This is a genomic window from Alteromonas sp. ABM1_013, from assembly GCF_056160505.1.
The window spans coordinates 365,659-390,259 of the sequence record NZ_JBSWXH010000005.1; the positions used below are offsets into that span (position 1 = coordinate 365,659).

A 24,601-nucleotide genomic window follows, 5' to 3' on the forward strand; every position below is an offset into this window, starting at 1 on the left:
CTTTATGCTAGGATGCAATAAAATCTATTTTACATGGAAAGAAAATGGAGTCGCACGAACATCCTGAAGCTCAGTCTGATACAGCTGGTGCTAGCACTTTCGGAAAATATGCCTTCCAATTCCATTGGGCGCTTTGCGAAATAATTGAAAAACACAGCAATAAGCAAGAGTATTCATTATTAGTTGAATATCATGAAGATGTAGTTATTGGCAGCTCATCGGACTTAGCAAACTCCCGCCTCGGTTTTTATCAAGTTAAAAATATCGGGAAACCGTATACAGTGGGAGCTATTACCTCACGGAAACCCAAAGAAGATGGAGGATTAAAGAACTCCATACTTGGTAAGTTGTTCAAATCTAGTGACAAGCCTCAATTTAAGGGGAAAGTGCAAGATATAGGATTAGTTTGCTCAAGTGGCTTTTCTTTTGAGACCAAGGGGAAAATGAAGCTTGATTTAATCAAGTGTGGGGATTTGGAAGAAGACTGCCTTAGCGAGTTAACAACCAAAATACAAGAAGAACTAGGAATCGAATTAGACTCTTCAAACCTACAATTTATCGTCCCTACAATTCAACTTCAAACACAAGAAGACTTCGTATTAGCTCAATTCGCCAAACTGGTAGACCAAATTTTTGGTGGGGCTCAATGCAGCCCTTCGAATATATACAGAGCAATTGTTGATGATATGTACAGAAAGGGGCGAATACAATTTGACTATAGCGACTGGAATCGCCTAGCCAATAAGAAGTCAATAAATTCTAATGATGTCAATCATGTTCTTTCGTTACACTCAACCCACCCTCTTACATCTCAAATCGAATCAACTTTTGACTCTGTGGCAAATGAAATGGCAATACGACCTCTTCAGGCAACAGGCTTAAAATCATCATTGAAAAGGTTATATTTAAAAAGAAAAGGATTTTCCACATCACTGGATTTAGACATAACTCAGAAATTTAAAAGTTCAATGGAAAAAATTAAATATGACGCATTCCCAAATGATGCAGAATATGTAACCGCGGTAATGAATCAATCAAAATCGGATGGTTTAGAAAAGCTCGTTAGCGACAAGAAAACATTCGACGTTGAAGTTTTTTACGCAATATTGGTCAACCAACTATGAATCAAAATTATAAGTTACTTATAAGAAATCTTAGGAAATCAAAAAATGAACGGATTGCATTTTCATCAGTTGCTTCTTCTGTCAAATTCAAAAAGGTTGGCGAATCAGTTCAACTTCCCGAAGAGATTGAATCTCGTTACAGGAAACGACAATAGCATTGGGAAATCCTCGCTCGCGAAGTGTCTATTATGGGCACTTGGTTGCGAACCTAGCACTGATGAAGAATGGAAAAGTAATGATGTAATGACATTACTCTACTTCAGCGTAAATAACGAAAAATATGCAGCCAGACGATACGGGAATAATATAGCCTTTGGCAAGGTGAATGATGCTATAAAAACTTTTTCCAAGATAACTGGTGAATATGCTCGTGAATTTGCAAACGCAGTGAACTTTGACTTAGTTCTTAAAAATAGAGAAGACGAGTTAGAATGCCCCCCTCCAGCATATTTTTATCTTCCTTTTTATATAGACCAGAAGAAAAGCTGGGATACACCCTGGGATTCGCTTGATAATTTATATCAATTCAATGGTTTCAGAAGTAATCTAATAAAGTACTTTAGTGGCTATATAGGTTCTGAATTCTTAGAACTTGAGAAAGATATCTTTGAAGAAAAAGCAATTGAAAAATCTGCTACTACAAAAATAGAAAGATTGGACATAGCTAACGAGTCGTTTGCGGAGATTGAAGATACACATGAAAAAAGTTTATTGCCATTAGGATTAAATGGAGAAGAACTTACAAACATACAAAATGAAATTAAAAGTGAATTAAAAGAATTTGTTCAGCAGCAGTGTTTATTTTTCGACGAACAAACTAGGCTATTAACACAAGTTCACGAACTGAAGGAACAACTAAAAATTGTAGAGTCTTCCACAAAGGAGTTGGAGGACGACTATAAGTTTTCTGTTGAGTCAATTCCTGAAGAAGTTTTAGAGTGCCCTCTGTGCGGTACGCACCATGACAACTCTATTACAGCAAGAGCGGGGCTACTGGCAGATAAAGCGGCGCTGGAGGATGAAGAGAACCTGATAAGGGATGAATTGCGAGAAACTGAAGTATTACTTGAAACCACAAATCAGAAGTTACGATTGATAAACAGTGAAGTCGATAGAATTAAACGCAAATACGACATTCATGAACAAGACGAAGAGTCGCAGAAGCAATCTTTAAGCAGGGTAATATTGTCACTTTCTAGCAGAAATATAGCTGAAACTTTGTCGAACAAAAAAGCCGTACAACAGCAGGTTATACAAAACGCCAACGAAAAGCAGAAGGGTATAAAAAAAGAACAGCGCAAATTATTAACCAAAAAAGACAAGGAAGAGCTTGATTCATTTTTTATGGGTAATCTATTGGAGAACATCAAGTCACTGGACGCCACTGGAATAAACCTAAACAAAGTAAAAACGCCTATGGATTATAAGAAGTTGTTAGGTGGTGGTGCTGCTGAAGGAACTAGAGGAGTCTTAGCATATCAACTTGCAATTTTACGCCAAATTCAACATGCAAAAAACTGTGAAATGGCGACTTTTATAGTAGATACTCCAAACCAACAAGAGCAAGCGTCTCATCGTTATGGTGACATCGTCAAAGCATTATTAGAAAACGTTCCGAAAAATCAGCAGATAATACTTTGCTGTATGGAAAATGACGCTTTAAAACCAATGGCAGAACAGGCGCATATCATTACTCTTGACTCCAGACGATTATTAAAACCTGATGAATATACCTCTATAAAGAAACTATTCGATGAATTCGAAGTAAATGTAATTCCAGTTTCTAACCCTTAAAGGCCAATAAAGACAGTTTTATTGCAAAAATCTGAGAGGCCAATTCGACAATGATGAAGCCTCAACTCCCCCCCCCATAGGGTGCCTCTACGCACCACAAGAACACCGCTAAGACAATCTTAAAGCAAGTCGCAACGTTCATCTTGACCAAACACGAAGACATCGCACAGGCTCTGGAACCAGACCTGAAAGTTCAAGGCTGGTGGCTCAATGTCCTCACTCCGGAAATTTGCGGACTGACTACGAGACCGGAAATATCAGGTTTCGTAACCGTCCATCAAAGTAAACTTTTTTGAACTTACCTATTGACCGTTCACTTACCGTTCATTATCTTGCTGGTCACTTAACCTTCAGACTTTATTGAACAGGATGGATTTATCATGACAGGTCAACTTATCGGTTACGCACGAGTATCTACCACAGGCCAGAAGCTAGACGTACAGCTTGACGCATTGAAGGCGAAAGGCTGCGCTAAGATTTACCAAGAGAAGCGCTCAGGTAAGACAGCAGACCGCCCAGAGTTAGAGAAGATGCTTGATTACGTGCGTGAAGGTGAAGCTATCGTTGTGACCAAGCTAGACCGATTAGGTCGTTCTGTGGCTGACCTAGCGAACATCTCGAAGTTACTCGATGACAAAGGCGTAGGCCTTATAGTGATTGACCAAGGCATCGACACGACAACACCACACGGTAAGCTAATGTTCCACATGATTGCCGCTGTAGCTGAGTTCGAGTTGTCTCTACGCTACGAAAGACAGATGGAAGGTATCGCTAAGGCGCAAGAGAAAGGCGTTAAGTTTGGGCGTAAGAAGTCTGTAGACCGTGAGCGAGTCCACCAGCTACGAGAGGAAGGCTTGAGCATGGCTAAGATTGCTGAAGAATTGAGCTGTAGCAAGGGAGCGGTGCATAAGATAATCAATGAGTTCATTAAGCAAAATAATAAACCGAGTAAATTCGAATTATAAAGCCAAGGATTCATGTGGCCTGCAACTCCTCTGTTAGACATCTTCAGCACTATCACAACGGAGTCTCACGCTTAACTGTTTGAGGCTCTATAAAGCTCTCTCAGATCGAGTTAACTTACCCAATGCAATCGTATTAATTGTACCCAGAAAGGCTCGTAGAAAGCCGTTGTCGATCTGTAATGATGCTTTGTATCCGCACTTCTCGCTTATCAGTTGTCTAGAGCTAACAACCTTAAAGCTCTTCAGATTTTTTAGATTTACCTAATATTCACTAAAGCCAATAAAATCAAGGGATACACGACTCCCTGACATAAGGGAGAAGCCATATAGAAACTGAAATAGTTTGTCTATCCGTTTCTAATACCCTGTTTTTATCAAATTAAAGCAGACAGTAGTCGACTAACACGTAGTTGCTACATTTCATTCAATTTACTTCCCTTCTTAAACTGTGCCACCTTGAAGATTCGATTCAGACGCACTCAATTGTATTTACTAACTAGCTAACCAGTAATGATAACTTGGTTGGTTATTGGTAAATGGAAATTAGAGAACTACTTAGCGACAGACGAGGAGACCACCAGCAGCACTATAGGGGGGAATAAGACAAGGAGAACACTTATGAACCAACTTATGGTTACACCGCAAGAAAACTTCCAGTGGACACAAGCCCTCAAGGGGAAGTCCAATACGCCAAATGCAAACCCAATATTCACCTTCCCACTGAGAACCCATAAGGGAGTAGATTCAAAGTTTACCGACTGGCTCACCGAACAGCTGACACAAGGGCGACAACGTATTACCAAGCCAACAGTCCAAGCGGTTAAGTGTATAGCTGTCAATCTTGCCTGTGCGATGAACTTAGGCACCGATACAGGTTTCGTATACTCGCTAGGTAAGCGCCTAAAAGCTATCCCGAAGAGATTTCGTAGGGAGCCGTACAGCAGAGACACGATGAACACCTTGCTGGCGCAAGGAGAACAGCTAGGCTTGATTAAGATTGAGCGAGGATTCAAAAGCGAGAACTACACGTCTGGCATTCCGTCACTTATTCTTCCGACTGAGACCTGTATCAATCAAGCTCGCCTTCTGGAAGCAATTGAGGTAACTGACATTTCTGTTCCTATTGACCCGCTCATTCTTCGCAACAATCCTTATGATTACGTTAACTACAGCGACGAACCAAGCACTCTTCGCATGAGAAAGTCGATAATGGAACATAATGAGGTACGCACAAGTTACAACTGGGTATATACATCTGAAGACAACAGAACCATTCAACTATCGCAGTCTGACCTCTCATGCAGACGGATATTCAAAGGGCAATGGTGCATTGGTGGCAGGTTTTACTGTGATGCGCAGAACCTACCTCAAGTTGTCAGAGGCAACATTACGATTAATGGAGAGCCTTGTGTTGAACTTGACTACAAGTCGATGCACCCTCGCCTTCTGTATCATTTATCAGGCGCAGAAGCTCCGAGTGATTGCTACGACATCGAAGGAGTAACAAGAGACAAAGTTAAAAAGATAGCCTTGATTGCGACCAGTACCAGCAGCAAAAACCAAGCAGTCAGAGCGGTATCTTTCCATCTTAAAGTCAACGCTAAAAAGGCGGGTAGCCTTCTAGGGATGTTTGAAGCAAGACATAAGGCTATTTCAGACTTACTTTACCGCAATGCTTGGCAAACACTTCAAAATATCGATAGCAAGATTGCAAATGATGTTATGGATTCATTAACGCAAGAAGCTATTCCTGTGATTCCTGTTCATGACAGCTTTATAGTTCCTGAGTCAAAAGCTCATCAGTTACGACAAGCTATGCACGAACAGTATGAAATAAATACGGGGATGGAGGCATCTATAGCCTGATAACACCAAAGGGAAAGGACTCCCAATAATGACTTGATTTTGTATTGAATGAGCACTTGTTATAATGTTGTCAGAAGGATTAGCAGACACGGATTACAGTTATGGGCTCGATTGAAGCTCTTCCAAGTGATTATGGACATATCATTACCTACGCTTTGATTTTCGCAGTCATATCGTTGCTAGTGTTTTCACTATTAAAATCTCGCGAGCTAAAGTCAGAGCTCAACAAAGTCAAATCTCACCTTCAAGACTCGAAGCAAAGAACGACAGAGCTGCTTGAGAAGTACCAACCGATAAGCTCTATTGAAGCTCGTGTGACGGAGCTTAACGCCGAGTCAGAAGCAATCACATCAAACATCCAGAAGCTTCGGGCGTCTTATGCGACTAAACGAAAGCTATTTGATGAACTTGAAAGAGAGCTGGCTGTATTTGATGAAAAAATTGAGTTGTCTACATTGGGGTACTATGAACCTCACTTCGACTTTGGAACTTCAGACAGATTCAAAGCTGAGATTATTGCTGTGCGAGAGCAGCAGAAAGATATGCTGAAAGCCAAACAAGCGGCCGTTTGCCATACTGAGTGGAAAGTTAATAACAGTGCCAGAGAAGGTCAGACGATGACAAACCGAGCACTTAAACTAACGCTGAGAGCTTTCAATAACGAATGTGACGCAGCAGTATCAAACGTAAGATGGAATAATATCCGCAGAATGGAAGAGCGCTTATCTAAAGCGAGAGATGCAATAGACAAGCTCAATAAGTCTAACAACATCCAAATCACAGAACCCTATTTCCAACTCAAGTTGCAAGAGCTCAGGCTAACTTATGAATATGCTGAGAAGCTCAGACAAGAGAAGGAAGAACGAGCAGAAGCGAAGCGCCAACTCAGAGAAGAACAACAGCTAATAAAGGAACAAGAGGCAGCGGCAAGAGAACAGCATAAATACGAAGAGCTTGTTGCTAAGGCCAATGCTAAAGCCAATAAAGCTACTGGTGACGAGCTTGAGCGCTTAAAGTCTGAACTTGAAGAACTTGAGGCACAACTGAACGAGGCCAGAGCAAAATCAGAACGGGCCCTATCGATGGCACAACAAACCAAATCTGGTTACGTCTATATCATCAGTAACATCGGTTCGTTTGGTGATGGGGTATTTAAAATCGGTATGACTAGAAGACTGGAGCCCCTAGACCGTGTGCGTGAGCTTGGGGATGCCAGTGTGCCATTCACATTTGACGTCCATGCTCTTATTTACTCCGAGGATGCGCCTGCACTTGAAGCTGAACTGCATCGTCATTTCAATGAACATCGACTCAACTTAGTAAACAACCGTAAGGAATTTTTCAGAGTAGATTTAGCCGAACTGAAGGGCAAGCTTGAGGAGTTAAAGCCTGATGTAGATTTTCTGACTGATGCTGAAGCTCAGGACTATCATCAAAGTCTATTAATCACTCAAGACAAAATCAAAGAAGACAACACTGTCAACCGAAAGCTACCTGAAGAAATTTGAAGGAACTTCCGAAGTCAGCAATCGGGCAACTTCACGATTACCCGATACTCTGAACGTATTTAGCAAGTGTGAACAAGATTGTGAACGTTCACAAATTTGATTATCATTAAGATGAAAGTGAAGATTGTGTGCAGTCTTGAAGATTGATTTTGAGATGTGCTGTAGAGTAAGCCAGATAAGGCTTTAGGGTGTCGCTTCAAAGAGAGAAGTTGGTCGGTGTGAGAGGATTTGAACCTCCGACCCCTGACACCCCATGACAGTGCGCTACCAGGCTGCGCTACACACCGACCGAAAGAGCGAGTAATACTACTCATATTTGTTCACAATGCAACGAGAATTAGCAATAAGCCTGTTTAAGCGCTCAAATGCTAACCATCTTTGCAAATTTCTGCATTAAAACACCTAGTTGCCGTTTTTTTGATATCAGGCTAACGTAACGTAGCACACTGCGGTTACCACTAAGGCTACCTGTACGTTAAGCATTATTCCTTCTCTTGCCATGGTTTTAATATCGAACTTTTCAGTTGAGTACGCAATGGCATTAGGCGCTGTTGCTACTGGCAGCATAAAGGCACAACTTGCGCTTATAGCCGCCGGAATCATTAGTAACTTAGGGTCAACGCCCACTGCCAACCCCGCTGCCGCCAATATCGGCATTAGCAAGGTAGAGGTTGCGGTATTAGAAGTAATTTCTGTAAGAAAAGTTACAAATAAGCAAATGCCTAGCACAAGTAGTAAAACAGGTAAGGTAGCAAGCCCTGTTAACCACGACCCCATCAGCACGCTTAAACCCGACGACATAAACGCTTTCGCAATACAAATGCCACCTGCAAACAAAAGTAACATTCCCCAAGGAATATCGTTAGCGGTTTTCCAATCGAGCAGCTTGTCGTTGTTACCTTTAGCGTCTACTTCGCCATTGTCATTGCCGCTATTGGTAAAAAACATAGCGGCGACACCTGCAACGGCTATAGTGCTATCACTGATGGTGGTCACGCCTATCCAAGCGGTCCAAAAAGGTCTGAAGATCCACGCCATTGCTACCGTACCGAAAATGGCAAGTACACGCTTTTCTGCTTTTGACCATGCACAAGGTACAGGCAAATCGATGTTGCCCACTTCTTTAATTCCGCGTGCCAACCACAAGGCCATAATAGGCACACCTAAAACGACTATCGGTACGCCAGTTTTCATCCATTCGATGAAGCTGTATTCAATACCTTGTGTTTCTTCATATACGCTCATGAAGATAATATTCGGCGGTGTGCCAATTGGCGTCCCTACCCCGCCCAAACTTGCTGAATAAGCAATACCCAGAATAAGGGCCACGCCGAATCTTGAATTATCGACCGCATTAATAATGGCAATGGCCATTGGCAACATCATTAACACCGTGGCGGTGTTACTAATCCACATACTAAGGACGGCGGTAGTGAGCATAAAGCCCAGTATCAGTTTAAGCGGGCTGCCGCTGCCTGTTACACGCAGCATGTAAATAGCGAATCGCTTGTGTAATTTGGCACGTTCAAGCCCTTTTGAAAGCATGAAAGCCGCCATTAGCAATATAATGACATGACTTCCCAATGCTGAAGCAGCTTCACTGTGTGACAGTACGCCGAATAATGGAAATAACGCGAATGGTAGAAGCGAAGTAGCAGGAATGGGCAGCGCTTCGGTTACCCAAAGTAAGGCTACAAAAAGGGTGATAGCAGCGGTAAATATAATTTCGCTAGGCTGATTTACAGCCCACAGGCCCATACCGCTAAGAACAGAGGCGATAAACGCGAAAATAATAATGCTGTTTTTTCGTGTTGGCTGTCGTTGTTGAATATCTGAAGAAGGTTCAGGATTTGTGTGCATTGCGCTTCCCGTTACTAATCGCTTTATTATAAGTGCTAGGGCCTTAGCTATAGGCCCTAATTATTGCTCTTATATTTTCTATCAGTAATTAGCGGGAAACGCACGAGGCTTTTCCAAAAACATTGTTTTTAGATTGTTTTACTTACTTTCGTCGTCTGACGAAATACGACTGGCAACTGCACCGGCTTGATCTTTATATTTCGCATCAACTCTGGCGTTGTAAGGTTTTTCAGCTGGGGCTGACAACACTTCAAAGCTTAGTGCGCCTATTTTCATCTTAGGGCGAAGCGCTAAAGGTAATTTACCGCTGTTGTAAAACTCAAGAACGATGTTACCAGACCAACCTGGGTCGATGCGATGGGCTGTTACGTGAACCATTAAGCCCAAACGCGCCAGTGAAGAGCGCCCGTCTAGCCAGCCAACGATATTATCCGGCAGCGTTACTGACTCGTGAGTAATGGCAAGCGCCAGCTCCCCGGGGTGTAGAAAGAAGGCTTTACCTTCTTCAAGTTCAATTTCATCGCTCATTACGTGGTCCAGCGCTTCTTGAACCTGTGCTTTTGGGCCACTTAAATCGATAAACGGCGCTTGATGGTCTTCAAACACGCGAAATTTGTTACCAAGGCGGATATCTACCGTTACACCGCTAATCTGGTCATAGTTAGGTGTAGGCTCAATTTTTATTTTCCCATCTTGAAGATGTTGGTAGATATCGCGGTCGCACAAGCGCATGGTGTATTCCTCATTTCGTTAGGCCGCTATTATGCGTATGTCACCGCATGCATTCAACTGCTCAAAGGCTTGTTTTATCTGCTTTTGCGCAATTTTTATAAAGTTTTAGCTAATTTTGAATTTAAGTGCCAAAACCTGCCTCTATTTTTCTTTGGTTCAGCATCTAACTAGGCTTTAAACTAAACGTACATCACTATTGTGCGCTACCTGTTATTACTGAACCCTACTCTTTCTCAATCTTTCCCAAGAATGCCAATTGGGTCGCCTTTAATGTGTTTAACCGCTCCTTTGCGTGGTTCAACGGTAAGCGCTAGTTGCATAGACATTGCTCTAGCTGCCTCGCGGTAGCTTTCACTCAAGTCACTTTCAGGCGAGGAAATTAACAAAGGCGTGCCGGCATCACCATGCTCGCGGATATAAATATCAAGGGGTAGCTGACCTAAAAGCGGAAGCCCATGACGTTCGGCAAGCGCTTCCCCTCCGTCTTTTGCAAATACATAGTCTTTGGTGCCGCAGGCTCTGCATTGGTAATAGCTCATGTTCTCGATAAGCCCAAGTACTGGCACATTGACCTTTTCAAACATGCTTATGCCTTTTTGGGCATCGGCTAGCGCTAAGTCTTGCGGCGTAGTTACTACCACAGAAGCAGTTAGGGGCACTTGCTGTGCCATAGTAAGCTGAATGTCGCCTGTTCCTGGCGGCATATCAACAATTAAATAGTCGAGTACAGGCCATAAGGTTTCTTCTAATAACTGCTTTAATGCCCTACTCGCCATTGGTCCGCGCCATACGGCCGCGTCTTCTTGCGGTACTAAATAGCCTATGGAGTTCGCCACCAGCCCATGTGATATAAGGGGCTGCATGTGCTTATTATCTTCACTTTCAGGGTGTGCGTCAGGGTTGCCCAACATAATGGGGATAGACGGCCCGTAAATGTCAGCATCTAAAATACCTACTTTCGCGCCTTCTTGCATAAGCGCAAACGCAAGGTTGATACTGGTTGTAGACTTACCCACCCCACCTTTGCCCGAAGCTACCGCAATAATATTTTTGATATTAGTAACGGGGGCAACTTCAGTTTCGCCACTGGCAACGTTTTGCTTAAAAGTAAGCGTATCGGCATCTAACTTACCTTTAAGCTGGTTAAGCACTTCTTGTTTAAGCGTATCTAACTGTGTAGCAATGCAAAATGGCAAAGTTACTGTAACGCCTGCATCTTCATTTTCTGGCTGGTTAAAAGCACACCATGGCAAGGTATCTTCAACATCTAACGAGAAATACTTGGCCAAAATTACAGCAACTTTTTTAGTTGCCGACTCTGCTTTGCGAGAAAAGAACATAAAATGCCTTACTAGTAGTAGAATTGTTTGAATTACGTAATGCAAAAAACGCGGTTTTCCGCTAGTATTTGCAGCCATTTTGAAACGCAAAGAATCAATAACGTCATTATGTCAGAAAAACGCCGAATTCTGGTAACCAGTGCGTTGCCATACGCAAATGGCTCTATTCACTTAGGTCATTTGCTAGAACACATTCAAACCGACATCTGGACTCGTTTTCAGCGCCTTCGCGGAAACGAATGTTACAGTGTTTGCGCCGACGATGCACACGGTACGCCGGTTATGCTTAAAGCCCAAGAGCTTGGCATTACACCAGAAGAAATGGTGGCAAGAACGCGTGCTGAACATCACCAAGACCTTGTTGATTTTCACGTTGATTACGACAACTACTATGTAACCCATTCGCCAGAAAACAAGGCATTGTGTGAAGAGATTTACACTCGTCTTGATAACGCGGGTTACATTAGCAAGCGCACTATTAATCAACTGTTCGACCCTGAAAAAGAAATGTTCCTTCCAGATCGTTTCGTTAAGGGTACGTGCCCAAGCTGTGGTGCAGAAGACCAAAACGGCGATAGCTGTGACGTGTGTGGCGCAACTTACAGCCCAACTGAAGTTAAAAACCCGCGTAGCGTGGTATCGGGTGCTACACCAGTACTACGTGAGTCTGAGCACTTCTTCTTTGATCTGCCAAAATTTGAAGGCATGTTAAAAGAGTGGATCCGCTCGGGTGCCCTTCAAGAAGAAATGGCTAACAAGCTGCAAGAATGGTTTACTGAAGGTCTTCAACAGTGGGACATCAGCCGTGATGCGCCTTACTTCGGCTTTGAAATTCCAGGTGCGCCGAACAAGTTCTTCTACGTGTGGGTAGATGCGCCTGTTGGCTACATGGCTAGTTTCAAAAACTTCTGCGACCAGAATAACCTAGAGTTTGACGACTTCTGGAAAGCCGATTCTGACGCTGAGCTGTACCACTTTATTGGTAAAGACATTACTTATTTCCACTGCCTATTCTGGCCTGCCATGCTAGAGGGCGCGGGATACCGTAAGCCTACTGGCGTAAACATTCACGGTTTTGTAACGGTGAACGGTGCGAAAATGTCAAAGTCGCGCGGTACCTTTATTAAAGGCCGTACTTACCTTGACCACCTGAACCCAGAATATCTGCGTTACTACTTTGCGTCTAAGTTGGGCGACGGTGTTACCGACATCGACCTTAACTTTACTGACTTCGCACAAAAAGTGAATTCAGACCTGGTAGGTAAAGTGGTTAACATAGCAAGCCGCTGTGCAAGCTTTATCACCAAGCGTTTCGACGGCAAATTGTCTGACAACGTGATTGAGCCAGAGCTAATTGCCGAGTTCCAAAACGCATCAGAGAGCATTGCAGCACTTTTCGAGAGACGTAAGTACCACCAAGCTGTGCGTGAAATTATGGCCCTTGCTGATAAGGCAAACCAGTTCATCGACAACAACGCACCTTGGGTAACCATTAAAGACGAAACTAAACAGCAGTTCACACACGATGTGTGCTCGCTGGGTATCAACATGTTCCGTCTGTTGGTTATTTATTTGAAGCCTGTACTGCCAGTACTTGCAGAAAAAGCAGAAGCTTTCCTAAACGATTCGTTTGACTGGAATTCACTGCAAACCTTATTAAAAGGCCACGCCATCAACAAATTTAAGCCGATGATGCAGCGTGTAGAAATGGAGAAAATCGACGCCATGGTTGATGATTCAAAAGAAAGCCTAGCGCCAGCTGCACCGGCTATCGACCCAGACAGCCCGCTAGCTAAAGACCCTATCAGCGACACTATTTCGTTTGATGATTTCGCAAAGGTTGATTTACGTATTGCACGTATCGCTAACGCCGAACACGTAGAAAAAGCTGACAAGCTTTTACGTTTAGAGCTAGATTTAGGCGGCGAAACTAAACAAGTTTTTGCTGGTATTAAGTCGGCCTACTCGCCTGAAGCTCTTATCGGTAAACATACGGTAATGGTAGCGAACCTTGCCCCTCGTAAAATGCGTTTTGGCATGAGTGAAGGCATGGTGTTAGCGGCAGGCCCAGGTGGCGACGAGCTATATATTCTTGAGCCGCACGAAGGTGCAAAGCCGGGTATGCGCGTTAAGTAAACCTTATAACGTTCACCATTGAAGAAAGGTGACATTCAGCGCTTTAAAGCGACGGAATGTCACCTTTTTTGTTTAGCTGATAATAAAGTTCTCTGATTCGTGTAGCCTAAAATCTTATTGATAGGTTGAAGGTACATTTCCATCGTCGTGCAAGCTCATTATTCCGCCCTCAGCATCATCTAACTCAATCGTTACTAACCCAGTCTTTAATCTACTCCGTAACTTGTTATTTCCCTTTTTCCATTTTGCCCTATCGCCCTATCGCCCTATCGCAAAATAAGCTAACAACCGCAAACCATCAAAGGGACATTTCCACTCGTTGTAATTCAAGGCGATCTATCATTCTTTCTATAACGTAGTCACGGTGTTTAATCATTGAAAGAGGTATTTATGGAAGATTTGTTCGGGACTAATATCGATTTATCGGAATTAACCGAAAAAGCCATATCACTGGTGATGACTTATACCCCAAAATTGCTATTGGCTATTCTTACTCTGGTGGTGGGTCTTTGGTTAGTAAATCGTTTTGTAAACCTATTAGATCACCGGATAGGTAAAAAGGACCCCACTCTAAACAAATTTTTATGCGGGCTTATAAGTGCCGTTTTAAAAGTTATGTTGTTGATTTCTGTTGCCTCTATGATAGGTATTGAAACCACCTCATTTATCGCCGTAGTTGGTGCAGCAGGTTTGGCTATAGGCCTAGCATTACAAGGCAGCCTGGCCAATTTTGCTGGCGGTGTGCTAATACTGATTTTTAAACCCTTCAAAGTGGGTGACACCATTGAGGCGGAAGGGTATTTAGGGTCTGTAGCAGAAATACAAATTCTCTATACTGTAATCAACACCTTTGACAATAGGCGTGTTGTTATTCCCAACGGGAATCTATCTAACGCCACATTAACTAACGTCAGCGTATACGATAAACGCCGCTGCGACATGACCTTTGGCATTGGCTACGATGACGATATCGACAAAGCTAAGAAAATTTTGCAGCGTTTGTTTGAAGAAGACGAGCGTTCATTGACCGACCCTGAACCAAGAATTTGTGTAGGTGGACTCGGTGACAATTCAGTCGACCTGATGTTTAGACCTTGGGTCGGTACAGATGATTTGTGGCCTTACTACTGGGATATGCAGGAAAAAGTTAAAAAAGCCTTTGACGAAGAAGGTATTAGTATTCCTTACCCACAGCGAGATGTGCATCTCTATAAAGCAAACGACGATTAAAATCTTAATATGGAGATAGCTGCTAAGCTATCTCCCACTCCCCTTCAAATTCGCTTGTGAACGCTAAAGCCTAGCGTTCTGGTACAGCAAGTTAGCAAATCTCTAAAAGGGTTAACGCTTGTTACAGCCTTTTAGTTAAAAGCCTGGCCCGCTCTACGTGCGCATGGCATGTACATTAACACCGCTAACGCAGCGTACGATTTACCGAGGAAGTCCTTACACTGGCCCCCACCGCTGAAAAGCGCGGTTTTAAGTTACGTTTAGGCTTTATGGCCGTCATAGGGATTACCCGCTTTTTCGCAAGTATTACATATACCGCGCTGCACCAAGGCAAGTAAGACGCTAAATAGTGCTGAAGCTTAGCGGCTCCTTTCCACCGTTGCTGAAAAAACAGCGTAGAAAACAGTACCTGGCGCTGCTCAACAATTTCAAAACCAAGTAACTGAAGCCAATCTTTGATGCGATAGGACGTAAAAAAACGTGCATCGTGCAAAATATTTCCGCGTTTAACCGGTAGAAATTTGGCAATTCCAGCTAAGCTTAACGGGTTAAAACCACTGATGATAACGTAACCGTTTTGCGTAATAACACGGTCTACCTCTCTTAAGATCTCGTGAGGGTCTTGCGCAAAATCTAATTCATTAGCTAATAGAAAGCCATCAATGCTGTTTTCAGCAAAGGGTAAGCAGTGCGACTGCCCGACTACCATGTTTTCTCTGCTAATAGTTGATTCACGGCTTTCATTCTGTAACTGTGAAGGTGCAACATTATTGTCTGAAGAATTGTTAGATAAGGCGTTGTCGTCTAACTGGCAACCAAATTGGTTATCAAAGGGCACCTGATTGATGTGATGCCTTATAGGGCTAGTATTTAGATTAATCTCAGCACTTAAAGAGCCTAGCTTAGCAAAGTGATACCCAAATATGCGCTCAGCATAATCGCTACACACTGTATTTACGGCATCGCGTATATGCTCACCTGCAGGGAAATCACCCCAGCTTGTCGGGTAGCGAGGCGGTTTGGCTTTAAAGGCCGATCTCATTAACACTGCGCGCTCTTAGGTTGCTCTGCTGTTCACAAGTCCCTATAGTAACGCATAATTCTACCTACACAAGCAGGTACTCTTATGACGGCAGAAACGCTTCCTTCAGATGTAACAATTCATCCCATCCCCGCTTTCACTGACAACTACATTTGGTGCATTCACAACGGTAACAGCGCTATTGTCGTTGACCCGGGCGATGCAGAACCTGTATTGGCTTTTCTTAAAGCCAATAAATTATTACTTAGTGCGGTTCTTATTACCCACCATCATAGAGATCATACTGGTGGCATTGCTAAGCTAGTATCCACCGTACCGGATTTACCGGTTATAGGGCCAAGAGGCAACCATATAAGAGGCATCACTAAATCGGTGGCGCAGGGCGACACTGTTTCTCTTCCCGTGTTCAAAATGGCACTTCAAGTTATGGAGGTGCCGGGTCACACGCTAGATCACATCGCGTTTTTTGGTCATGGCGTACTATTTTGTGGTGATACGTTGTTTTCCGCTGGCTGCGGGCGTTTATTTGAAGGCTCGCCAGAGCAAATGCATCATTCTTTGAATAAGTTAAAGCGATTGCCTGACACTACCAAGGTGTACGGCGCCCACGAATATACGCAAGCAAACGTTGCATTTGCTCTTGCTGTTGAGCCTGATAATACGGCACTAAACGACTACGCCGATTGGGTTAACGCTAAGCGAGAACAGAATCAACCTACTTTACCGAGTAACCTTAAAGAGCAAAAAAACATAAACCCATTTTTACGTGCCCATGAACTTTCTGTGAAAACTGCTGCCGAAGCCTATTGCGAAAATAACCTGGCTGACGATGTTGCAGTGTTTGCTGCAGTTCGCCGCTGGAAAGATGAGTTTTGATGCAAAAGTAAGCCGATTATCGTAATATTGCCGGTTTGCAGTGCTCCAAGAGGTTTCTTCATATATGCAGTTGAAGTTTTTCCCTCTATCGCCGTTATTGTTGGCGATAGGTTTAACGGGTTGTCAGATAACAGATAATAATAATGACAATGCGCAATTAGAAAGTAACGAAAGTGCTTCGCTAGAAGCGTGCAGTGAAATTCATACCAACGAAGAAGCTATTTCTGATTGTGAGTTAGCAAGAGATGGCGTTGTTGAAGTTGTGCACCCAAATGACGATACGCTAGAAGAAGGTGCCGAACTTACCGCGACACCTGACATGCATACACAGGCTGTTGTAACGGACGTATGGGAACGTGCTAGCGCAAATTTTGCTTTACCCATACCTGACAATGAACGCCTGAACGCCCAAAGAAAGTGGTACTTAAAGCACCCTGAATATATGGCTCGGGTTGTTAAACGTGCCAAGCCATTTCTTTATTACATTGCAGAAGAAATTGAAAAGCGTGACATGCCGATGGAGCTAATTCTCTTACCCATCGTAGAAAGCGCATTCGACCCTTTCGCTTATTCTCACGGCCGCGCAGCCGGTATGTGGCAGTTTATTCCTGGCACCGGAAAGCGATTTGGTATGGATCAAAACTGGTGGTACGACGGGCGTCGTGACGTTGTTGCGTCAACGCAAGGGGCACTGGATTATCTTACTTACTTAAATGAAATGTTCGATGGCAATTGGCTACACGCACTAGCGGCCTACAACAGCGGTGAAGGCCGTGTTCAACGAGCGATTAAAGCTAACAAACGTGCAGGTAAACCTACCGATTTTTGGAACTTGAACTTACCCAAGGAAACACGTGCGTATGTGCCTAAGTTATTAGCCCTTGCTGATATTCTTAAAAACAAAGATGTATATGCGTACTCATGGCCAGAAGTGGAAAACGTTGCCGTTATTGAGGTAGTCGATATTGGCTCTCAGGTCGATTTAGCGTTTGCGGCGGAACTTGCTGGCATGTCTTTAAAAGAGCTTCACGGTTTAAACCCTGGGTTCAACCGCTGGGCCACATCTCCAGATGGTCCGCACCGCTTAGTACTTCCCCTTGATAAAGCGGCTGCGTTTTCGCAAGCCCTTGCTAAGATTGATCAAAAAGAGCGTCTTAACTGGGTACGTCACACCGTTAAGTCTGGCGATAGCTTAGGTAAAATTGCAAAGCAGTACCACACCACGGTGAAAGTGCTGAAAAGGATTAATGAGTTAGACTCATCAATGATCAGAATCGGTCAAGCGATAATGGTACCTGTAGCGCTTCAAGAGTTAGACAGCTATACCTTATCGCAAGAGGAACGTTTAGCCAGTCTGCAAAATAGCAGCTCGTCTCAGCAAAAAGTGCGTCACACCGTTAAATCTGGTGATACGCTATGGGATATTGCGCGTAAGTACAAAGTAAGTACTAAGCAGTTAGCTAAATGGAATGGTATGGCACCGGGTGATACGCTTCGCCCAGGAAAAGCTCTGGTTATTTGGCAGAAAGGCAAAGCGCAAGCCGGGGTTACTAAAAAACTAACCTACACGGTAAGAAACGGTGACTCGTTATCTCGTATCGCCAGCAAGTTCAAAGTTAAGGTAAGTGACATTGGCAAGTGGAATTCGCTAAACACTAAGCGCTATCTGCAACCCGGTCAAAGACTTAAACTGTATGTAGACGTGACAAGGTTGAACGCATCGAGCTAATGACTCAGCGTAAATTAGCATTAACGCGTTTTCCTTTAAGCGGTCATATCATACGTTAAATCACGAAAAGGATATGGAAATGCTAAGAATTAACCGAGAAAATCTGCGAAATAGTCACGAAACGCCTTGGTTAATCTTAGATTTAGTCATGCTAGGTATACTGTTTGTAAATCTAGCGTGGCTTATTTTCGATGCGCTTTATGCTACAGATTTTGTATACGGTCTTTTAGGTACATATTTCCCCGCCTTTCTTAACGCTTATGACCCTATTCACGCCAACTTCTTGTTGGTCGATTTAGTTTTTATTGCCATATTCTTTACCGAGTTCTGCTTTCGTTGGGCCGTTGCTATTGTTCGTAAAGAGCATTTACGCTGGTACTTCTTTCCGTTTTTGCACTGGTACGACATTATTGGCTTAATCCCAACGGGCCCTACTCGTCTATTCCGCTTCTTGCGAATATTCTCCATACTACACCGCTTGCACAAGTTCGAAATTATCGATTTAAATCAAACCGCCGTCTTTCGCTTTTTTGCCTTTTATTACGACGTGTTTGTTGAAGAACTTAGCGACCGGATTGTTGTTAAAGTGCTAAGCGATGCGCAAAAAGACATCTCAGCAGGTTCGCCTTTATTAGACGATATCAATGCACAGGTACTAGCGCCTCGTCGACCCGTTATAACGCAGTGGATGGCTGGCGTAATCAACCATTTAGGCCAGTCTATTCAAAGCGAAGAACATGGCGAGGTGATTCGAGAGCATGTACGAAAAAGCGTGGGAAAAGCGGTGAGAAGCAATGCACAAGTATCCTCCTTGCACTACCTACCTGTTATTGGAAAAACCATTGAAAATACATTAGAAGAGTCAGTCACCGACATTGTTACCACATCGCTAGTAAACCTGTTAAGCGACTTGGATGCAGAGCGCATCGACCATTTCATCTCTGTCGGTATGCACGACTATACTCCTACTGCGGACGCACTAGATAAAGAAGTGCTTAGCGTTGTAAATGAATGCTTAGAGCTTGTAAAAGCGCACGTTGCACAGCAGCGCTGGAAGTCACATTTAACTGAAAAAGAGTCGGCGATACCCACTAGTAAGCCAGATGTAAATTAATAGAATAGGCGATTATTAACAACAACCTCAATAGTTAATAATAACTATTATCATTACCTTTCAAATGGTAGACTAAAGTTCAATATCTTAATATCTATCATTTGAGGAAGGGATTTATGGCGTCTAGTAAGCCATCGTTAGCGAAACCTAGTATTTCAAAAAAGACTATTTTCTCATTGTCTGCTATTGCGTTAGCTGTTTTTGCTTCAAGCAATACATTTGCCCAGCAAACTGACGAAGAAGAACAATTAGAACGCATTGAAGTAAACCCTATGCAGTCTTATAGAAGCACTGCAACAAAATCATCACTTCGCCCTATTGAATCACCTGTAAGCATTAGCGTTATCGATCAAGATTTATTGCAGCTTCGTCAGGCCGATTCAGTGAATAAAGCGCTGCGTTACGTTTCTGGTGTTACCACTGAAAGCCGCCCTACCATTACTATTTTCGACCAGTTTACTATTCGTGGCTTTACTACTTACCAAACGTTTTACGATGGCTTACCTCTTCTAACCAATAATAGTTGGAATCTTTACCCTCAAGTTGATGCGTTTGCTACTGAATCTCTGGAAATATTAAAAGGTCCGGCCTCATCTCTGTACGGTCTGGTTCCGCCTGGTGGTATGGTTAACCAAGTGGCTAAATACCCTAAAGACGAAGATGAAACTCTTGTGAGAGCAGCGTTGGGGTCTGATAACTTGTTTGAACTAGGTTTGGACACAGCGGGCGCACTTACCGACAATGCAAGGTACAGGCTGGTTATGCTGGGAAGAAAGCGTGACGGGTTTCAAGACACAACAGAAACCGAGCGCTACACCATAGCACCTTCTGTTACGGTTGATATTAGTAGCGAAACAGAACTTACACTATCTGGCTACTATCAAGACGACCCAGAGATGATTCCGTCAACTCCTCTTCCCGGACAAGGTACCTTGTACAGCGACCAGTTTGGTAAGTTAGATCCAAGTACCTACGCAGGTGATGAAAACTGGAATAGTTTTTCACGCGAAGTGCTCATGCTCGGATACAAACTGAATCACCAAATCACAGATAGCTGGTCAGTACTGCAAAAGTTCAGATATACAGATTCAGAAGCGCTTCAACGCAATACTTACCACTCTGTGTTAGATGCTGAAAACGATTTGTATCGCTCTGCCTATCTAACCGACGAAGAAACCGATGGTGTAACGGTAGATACCCAGCTTGCAGGGCAGATAGTTACTGGCGAACTAGTTCACAACCTTCTGTTTGGTGTCGACTATCAAGATTCTGATTCTACAGTAGCCTATCGCGATACGTTAGGTACGAATACACCGCCATTGAACCTTGTGAATATTGATAACGACCTTTTCGATGTTAGCGCGCTACCGCTCGATTTCTACCAAGAAGATCACAAAATTGATGTTGAACAACTCGGTTTTTATGTTCAAAACGAAATGCAGTTTAACAACATCACTGTGTTGTTAAATGGTCGCTATGATAACTTTGAAAGTACTGATGTCGCTGCAAATGTTTACGACGGTTTTGAATACGGTGGCACTACCGAGATTGACCAAGATGAATTTTCAGGCCGTGTGGCCGCTATGTATAACTTCGATTCAGGTTGGCGCGTATACGCGAACTATTCAGAGTCTTTTGAACCTGTAACGGGCGTAGACTCGGTAACAGGTGAAGCCTTCAAGCCGACCACCGCCGATCAAGTTGAAGTAGGTACTAAGTTCCAATCAAGCGATGGCGCGACTACGTTTACCGGTGCTTATTTTGTTCTCACTAAACAAAATGTTGTAGTGAACACGCCAGATTTTGCTCAGCGTACCCAAACTGGTGAAGTTGAGTCAGAAGGTGTTGAGCTAGAGTTAAGTACAAATATCACACCTGCCCTTTCGCTTCAGGCTAATGCGACTTTCTTAGATATGGAAGTGACAGAAAATGAGCTAGACCCAGATGAAGTGGGCAATACGCCAGTATGGGTAGCCGAAGAAAGTGCGTCAGTGTGGGCTAACTACCTGTTTGATGACAAGTTAGATGGTCTAATGGTGGGCGCTGGCGTACGTTACGTTGGTGAAACACAGGCAGATAAGTATAACTCTGACCAAGTGCCTTCATACACTTTGGTTGATGCTGTTGTCACCTACGACATGCCAGGTTATGACCTGAGGTTAACTGGTAGTGTAAGTAACTTGACCGACAAAGAATATGTGGGTTCATGTTTTGATACCAACAACTGCTGGTTTGGGGCACAGCGTCGCTTCGAAGTGGGTATAGAAAAGCGTTTTTAATCCATACAAAAAAGCCCACATCTGTGGGCTTTTTCAATCTATCTAACTTGTAAAAATGCTTATCGACTCCGGATAGTTAGGCTTTACGCCACGTAGTGCCAGCCGGACCATCTTCTAACACTACGCCTTTTGCGTTTAATGCATCACGCGCTGCATCTGCAGCTGCCCAGTCTTTCGCGGCACGGGCATCGTTGCGCTGTTTAATTAACGCTTCAATCTCTGCTGCTTCGTCATCGTTGCCCTCGCCACCTTTAAGGTAGGTGTCAGGATCGCTCTGTAGCATACCCAAAATTGCGCCTAAACCTTTTAGCACCGCAGCCAGTTTACCCGCTTCTTCAGCGTTGTCTTTTTGGCGGTTAAGCTCACGAGCAACATCGAACAATACAGAAAACGCTTCAGGTACGTTTAGGTCATCATTCATGGCCGCTTCGAAACGCGCTAAATAACCGCCGTAACTAAGGTCTGTACTTTCGTCTACTACAACGCCACGTAGTGCAGTATATAAACGCTCTAGGGCTGCCTTCGCTTGAGTAATATTGTCTTGAGAGTAACTTAACTGGCTACGATAATGCGCTGACATCAAGAAGAAACGCAAAGTTTCTGAATCGTGCTCTTTAAGCACATCGCGCAAGGTGAAGAAGTTGCCTAACGACTTAGACATCTTTTCATCATTTACCTGTACCATACCCGCATGCATCCACACGTTTACGTATGGCGTATCGTACGCGCAGCACGATTGAGCCACTTCATTTTCGTGGTGTGGGAAGGTTAAATCCGAACCACCACCGTGAATATCGAAGTGCGCACCAAGGTGCTTGTGGTTCATTGCAGAACACTCAATATGCCAGCCTGGGCGCCCCTCGCCCCATGGCGACTGCCACGCTGGCTCACCAGGTTTGGTGGTTTTCCACAATACGAAGTCTAGCGGGTCGTCTTTACCTGCCGCTACTTCAACCCGGGCACCGGCTTTAAGCTGCTCTAAGTCTTGTTTGCTTAACTTACCGTAATCTTCATACTTGCTTACGTCGAATAGCACATCGCCGCTTTTAGCTTGATAGGCGTAGCCTTTGTCCATTAGACGCTGGATGATTTCAATGATCTCATCCATATGCCCACTTACTGTCGGCTCAACGTCAGGCTCTAGTAAGTTAATTGCCGCAAAGTCTTCGTGCATCATAGCGATAGTGCGTGCAGTCAGCGCTTCAAAGCTTTCGCCGTTTTCATTGGCACGAGCAATAATTTTATCGTCGATATCGGTGATATTACGCACATACTTCACATCTAAACCAAGGTGACGCAAATAACGTACTAAAACATCGAAACTTAGGTAGGTACGGGCGTGACCCATATGACTTAGGTCATAAACGGTGATACCACACACATACAAACCCACTTTCCCTTCTTGAAGCGGAACAAACTTCGCTTTTTCACGGGTTCGGGTATTGTAAAGATGTAGCATGTCTATATTTCCTATTTGTCATAATTTTGGGGCGCAAAGTTTAGCACTGTCACGATTTAAATGGTACAAGCCATTTGCAGCGATATTGCTGTTATTTGCCATACCCGCTCTTTGCGCTAGCTACCTGTTTTGCGCTAAAATGCCCCCACTTTACATATACGCTAACACACAGGACAAACCACAATGGTTACGTTAAAAACAAATTTCGGTGACATCACCCTAGAGCTTTTTGAAGATAAAGCACCTAAAACAGTAGCTAACTTCCTTTCTTATGTAGAAGACGGCTTTTTCGACAACACAATCTTTCACCGTGTAATTAACAACTTCATGGTTCAAGGTGGCGGTTTTACACCTGATATGGAACAGAAAGATACTAAAGAGCCTATCGAAAACGAAGCTGACAACGGTGTTGCGAATGAAGTAGGTACAATCGCGATGGCGCGTACTCAAGACCCACACTCAGCTACCGCACAATTCTTTATTAACGTGAACAACAACGACTTCCTTAACCACACTAGTAAGTCAGTAAACGGTTGGGGCTACTGCGCGTTTGGTAAAGTGGTTGAAGGTATGGACGTGGTAGAGAAGATCAAAGCGGTTAAAACCGGTAACAACGGCTACCATCAGGATGTACCTGTTGAGCCAGTGATCATTGAAAAAGCAGTTGTAGCATAAATAACTGCTTAGATAATTATTACAACACCTGACTAAATTTTGGCTTGGCTGGCATGCTGTTCAAAACAAGCCTTTAGTTACATTAAAGCCGCGTGAACGTTAACGCGGCTTTTTAGACCACACTTAAGAAGATTTATGTCGTTCACCTACTTCATTGCTGATTTACACCTAAGTGCCGACCGCCCTGATATTACAGAATGCTTGATGCGCTTCTTAAAAGAAGACGCGATTAATGCTGATGCACTATATGTTCTTGGTGACTTATTTGAAGTGTGGATTGGCGACGATAATGTCACCCCGTTCAATACTGCTATAGCGACAGCCTTTAAAGAGGTAAGTCTGCACTGCCCTATTTACTTTATTCACGGCAATCGCGATTTTGCCATACGAGAAAAGTGGCTATCAAAAGCAGGCATGATCTTGTTAAACGAACAAGAGGTCATAGACCTGTACGGCACGCCTACCCTGCTGACCCATGGTGACGAGTTATGTACACGCGACGTTGCTTATCAAAAGTTTCGCAAGAAATCTCGTGGTTGGTGGTGGCCTCGTCTAATGCTTGCCCTACCTTTATGGTATCGCCAACGCGTAGCCGATAATGGCCGAAAGGAAAGTAAGGCTAAGCAACAAAACCTTAAGCCAGAAATTATGGATGTTACCCCAGAAGAGGTAGTGAAAGTGATGGAAAAGTGGGGTGTGCAGCGCATGATCCACGGGCATACACACAGACCAAACATTCACAGCCTTGAAGCTAATGGCAAACCTGCGACTCGAATCGTGCTCGGCGATTGGTATGATCAAGGTAGTGTTTTAAAGGTTACCCCCTCAGAAGCTATGTTACAACATCACAATTTTATGTAAGCAAATCTGAC

Annotated in this window: 18 protein-coding genes and 1 tRNA gene; 13 read left to right on the forward strand and 6 right to left on the reverse strand. The window is 43.6% G+C overall.

Features of this window, described 5'->3' with window-relative positions; genetic code table 11:
* The first annotated feature begins 44 nt into the window (after positions 1-44).
* From ACXAGK_RS16305 to ACXAGK_RS16325, 5 genes are all read left to right on the forward strand, one after another.
* Positions 45-1,124, forward strand: a complete 1,080-nt coding sequence (locus ACXAGK_RS16305) for a DUF4297 domain-containing protein (protein WP_474857034.1) — start codon at positions 45-47, stop codon at positions 1,122-1,124.
* A gap of 45 nt (positions 1,125-1,169) precedes the next feature.
* On the forward strand, positions 1,170-2,918 hold the full coding sequence (locus tag ACXAGK_RS16310; protein WP_474857035.1) for a hypothetical protein: 1,749 nt from the start codon (positions 1,170-1,172) through the stop codon (positions 2,916-2,918).
* 380 nt (positions 2,919-3,298) lie between these two features.
* A complete protein-coding gene (locus ACXAGK_RS16315; RefSeq protein WP_012518830.1) occupies positions 3,299-3,883 on the forward strand; it encodes a recombinase family protein in 585 nt (194 codons plus the stop codon).
* A gap of 618 nt (positions 3,884-4,501) precedes the next feature.
* The gene (locus tag ACXAGK_RS16320; protein ID WP_474857036.1) at positions 4,502-5,749 is read left to right on the forward strand and encodes a hypothetical protein; all 1,248 of its coding nucleotides are present in this window, start codon (positions 4,502-4,504) and stop codon (positions 5,747-5,749) included.
* 101 nt (positions 5,750-5,850) lie between these two features.
* Positions 5,851-7,257, forward strand: a complete 1,407-nt coding sequence (locus tag ACXAGK_RS16325) for an SNIPE associated domain-containing protein (RefSeq protein WP_474857037.1) — start codon at positions 5,851-5,853, stop codon at positions 7,255-7,257.
* Between the two features lie 210 nt (positions 7,258-7,467).
* On the opposite strand, the gene ACXAGK_RS16330 is transcribed toward ACXAGK_RS16325, so the two are convergent.
* From ACXAGK_RS16330 to apbC, 4 genes are all read right to left on the reverse strand, one after another.
* Positions 7,468-7,544 (reverse strand) — tRNA-Pro (locus ACXAGK_RS16330).
* Between the two features lie 136 nt (positions 7,545-7,680).
* Positions 7,681-9,117, reverse strand: coding sequence for an SLC13 family permease (locus ACXAGK_RS16335; protein WP_474857038.1), 1,437 nt, complete (start codon positions 9,115-9,117; stop codon positions 7,681-7,683).
* 138 nt (positions 9,118-9,255) lie between these two features.
* Positions 9,256-9,849 carry a dCTP deaminase gene (gene dcd, locus ACXAGK_RS16340; protein ID WP_179983793.1) on the reverse strand — a complete coding sequence of 198 codons (594 nt, stop codon included), beginning with the start codon at positions 9,847-9,849 and terminating at the stop codon, positions 9,256-9,258.
* Between the two features lie 233 nt (positions 9,850-10,082).
* Entirely contained in the window at positions 10,083-11,189 is a 1,107-nt protein-coding gene (gene apbC, locus ACXAGK_RS16345; RefSeq protein WP_474857039.1) for an iron-sulfur cluster carrier protein ApbC, read from the reverse strand.
* 108 nt (positions 11,190-11,297) lie between these two features.
* On the opposite strand from apbC, the gene metG reads away from it, so the two are divergent.
* Both metG and ACXAGK_RS16355 read left to right on the forward strand, forming a co-directional pair.
* Positions 11,298-13,325: a methionine--tRNA ligase gene (metG, locus tag ACXAGK_RS16350; RefSeq protein ID WP_474857040.1), complete on the forward strand. Its 2,028-nt coding sequence runs from the start codon at positions 11,298-11,300 to the stop codon at positions 13,323-13,325.
* Between the two features lie 390 nt (positions 13,326-13,715).
* Positions 13,716-14,555, forward strand: a complete 840-nt coding sequence (locus ACXAGK_RS16355) for a mechanosensitive ion channel family protein (protein WP_474857041.1) — start codon at positions 13,716-13,718, stop codon at positions 14,553-14,555.
* Positions 14,556-14,739: 184 nt separating this feature from the next.
* Here ACXAGK_RS16355 and ACXAGK_RS16360 read toward each other — a convergent pair whose 3' ends face one another.
* The gene (locus tag ACXAGK_RS16360) at positions 14,740-15,597 is read right to left on the reverse strand and encodes a class I SAM-dependent methyltransferase (RefSeq protein ID WP_474857042.1); all 858 of its coding nucleotides are present in this window, start codon (positions 15,595-15,597) and stop codon (positions 14,740-14,742) included.
* Between the two features lie 84 nt (positions 15,598-15,681).
* Between ACXAGK_RS16360 and gloB the strand changes: the two genes are divergently transcribed.
* From gloB to ACXAGK_RS16380, 4 genes are all read left to right on the forward strand, one after another.
* Positions 15,682-16,473: a hydroxyacylglutathione hydrolase gene (gene gloB / locus ACXAGK_RS16365; protein ID WP_474857043.1), complete on the forward strand. Its 792-nt coding sequence runs from the start codon at positions 15,682-15,684 to the stop codon at positions 16,471-16,473.
* 64 nt (positions 16,474-16,537) lie between these two features.
* Entirely contained in the window at positions 16,538-18,202 is a 1,665-nt protein-coding gene (locus tag ACXAGK_RS16370; protein ID WP_474857044.1) for a LysM peptidoglycan-binding domain-containing protein, read from the forward strand.
* 79 nt (positions 18,203-18,281) lie between these two features.
* Positions 18,282-19,316, forward strand: coding sequence for an ion transporter (locus tag ACXAGK_RS16375; protein WP_474857045.1), 1,035 nt, complete (start codon positions 18,282-18,284; stop codon positions 19,314-19,316).
* 116 nt (positions 19,317-19,432) lie between these two features.
* Positions 19,433-21,595 carry a TonB-dependent siderophore receptor gene (locus ACXAGK_RS16380; RefSeq protein ID WP_474857046.1) on the forward strand — a complete coding sequence of 721 codons (2,163 nt, stop codon included), beginning with the start codon at positions 19,433-19,435 and terminating at the stop codon, positions 21,593-21,595.
* Positions 21,596-21,671: 76 nt separating this feature from the next.
* On the opposite strand, the gene cysS is transcribed toward ACXAGK_RS16380, so the two are convergent.
* A complete protein-coding gene (gene cysS / locus ACXAGK_RS16385) occupies positions 21,672-23,054 on the reverse strand; it encodes a cysteine--tRNA ligase (protein ID WP_474857047.1) in 1,383 nt (460 codons plus the stop codon).
* Between the two features lie 183 nt (positions 23,055-23,237).
* Here cysS and ACXAGK_RS16390 point away from each other — a divergent pair, with 183 nt between their 5' ends.
* On the forward strand, positions 23,238-23,729 hold the full coding sequence (locus ACXAGK_RS16390; RefSeq protein ID WP_020743833.1) for a peptidylprolyl isomerase: 492 nt from the start codon (positions 23,238-23,240) through the stop codon (positions 23,727-23,729).
* 135 nt (positions 23,730-23,864) lie between these two features.
* On the forward strand, positions 23,865-24,590 hold the full coding sequence (lpxH, locus tag ACXAGK_RS16395; protein WP_474857048.1) for a UDP-2,3-diacylglucosamine diphosphatase: 726 nt from the start codon (positions 23,865-23,867) through the stop codon (positions 24,588-24,590).
* The last annotated feature ends 11 nt before the right edge of the window (positions 24,591-24,601 follow it).

What these genes read in the sequence shown, in the direction of transcription:
- ACXAGK_RS16320 (WP_474857036.1), top strand. Translation starts at nt 4,502, where the DNA reads ATGAACCAACTTATGGTTACACCGCAAGAAAACTTCCAGTGGACACAA.
- ACXAGK_RS16390 (WP_020743833.1), top strand. Translation starts at nt 23,238, where the DNA reads ATGGTTACGTTAAAAACAAATTTCGGTGACATCACCCTAGAGCTTTTT.
- metG (WP_474857040.1), top strand. Translation starts at nt 11,298, where the DNA reads ATGTCAGAAAAACGCCGAATTCTGGTAACCAGTGCGTTGCCATACGCA.
- ACXAGK_RS16380 (WP_474857046.1), top strand. Translation starts at nt 19,433, where the DNA reads ATGGCGTCTAGTAAGCCATCGTTAGCGAAACCTAGTATTTCAAAAAAG.
- ACXAGK_RS16370 (WP_474857044.1), top strand. Translation starts at nt 16,538, where the DNA reads ATGCAGTTGAAGTTTTTCCCTCTATCGCCGTTATTGTTGGCGATAGGT.
- lpxH (WP_474857048.1), top strand. Translation starts at nt 23,865, where the DNA reads ATGTCGTTCACCTACTTCATTGCTGATTTACACCTAAGTGCCGACCGC.
- ACXAGK_RS16375 (WP_474857045.1), top strand. Translation starts at nt 18,282, where the DNA reads ATGCTAAGAATTAACCGAGAAAATCTGCGAAATAGTCACGAAACGCCT.
- ACXAGK_RS16305 (WP_474857034.1), top strand. Translation starts at nt 45, where the DNA reads ATGGAGTCGCACGAACATCCTGAAGCTCAGTCTGATACAGCTGGTGCT.
- ACXAGK_RS16335 (WP_474857038.1), bottom strand. Translation starts at nt 9,117, where the DNA reads ATGCACACAAATCCTGAACCTTCTTCAGATATTCAACAACGACAGCCA.
- gloB (WP_474857043.1), top strand. Translation starts at nt 15,682, where the DNA reads ATGACGGCAGAAACGCTTCCTTCAGATGTAACAATTCATCCCATCCCC.
- ACXAGK_RS16360 (WP_474857042.1), bottom strand. Translation starts at nt 15,597, where the DNA reads ATGAGATCGGCCTTTAAAGCCAAACCGCCTCGCTACCCGACAAGCTGG.
- ACXAGK_RS16355 (WP_474857041.1), top strand. Translation starts at nt 13,716, where the DNA reads ATGGAAGATTTGTTCGGGACTAATATCGATTTATCGGAATTAACCGAA.
- cysS (WP_474857047.1), bottom strand. Translation starts at nt 23,054, where the DNA reads ATGCTACATCTTTACAATACCCGAACCCGTGAAAAAGCGAAGTTTGTT.
- apbC (WP_474857039.1), bottom strand. Translation starts at nt 11,189, where the DNA reads ATGTTCTTTTCTCGCAAAGCAGAGTCGGCAACTAAAAAAGTTGCTGTA.
- ACXAGK_RS16325 (WP_474857037.1), top strand. Translation starts at nt 5,851, where the DNA reads ATGGGCTCGATTGAAGCTCTTCCAAGTGATTATGGACATATCATTACC.
- ACXAGK_RS16315 (WP_012518830.1), top strand. Translation starts at nt 3,299, where the DNA reads ATGACAGGTCAACTTATCGGTTACGCACGAGTATCTACCACAGGCCAG.
- dcd (WP_179983793.1), bottom strand. Translation starts at nt 9,849, where the DNA reads ATGCGCTTGTGCGACCGCGATATCTACCAACATCTTCAAGATGGGAAA.
- ACXAGK_RS16310 (WP_474857035.1), top strand. Translation starts at nt 1,170, where the DNA reads ATGAACGGATTGCATTTTCATCAGTTGCTTCTTCTGTCAAATTCAAAA.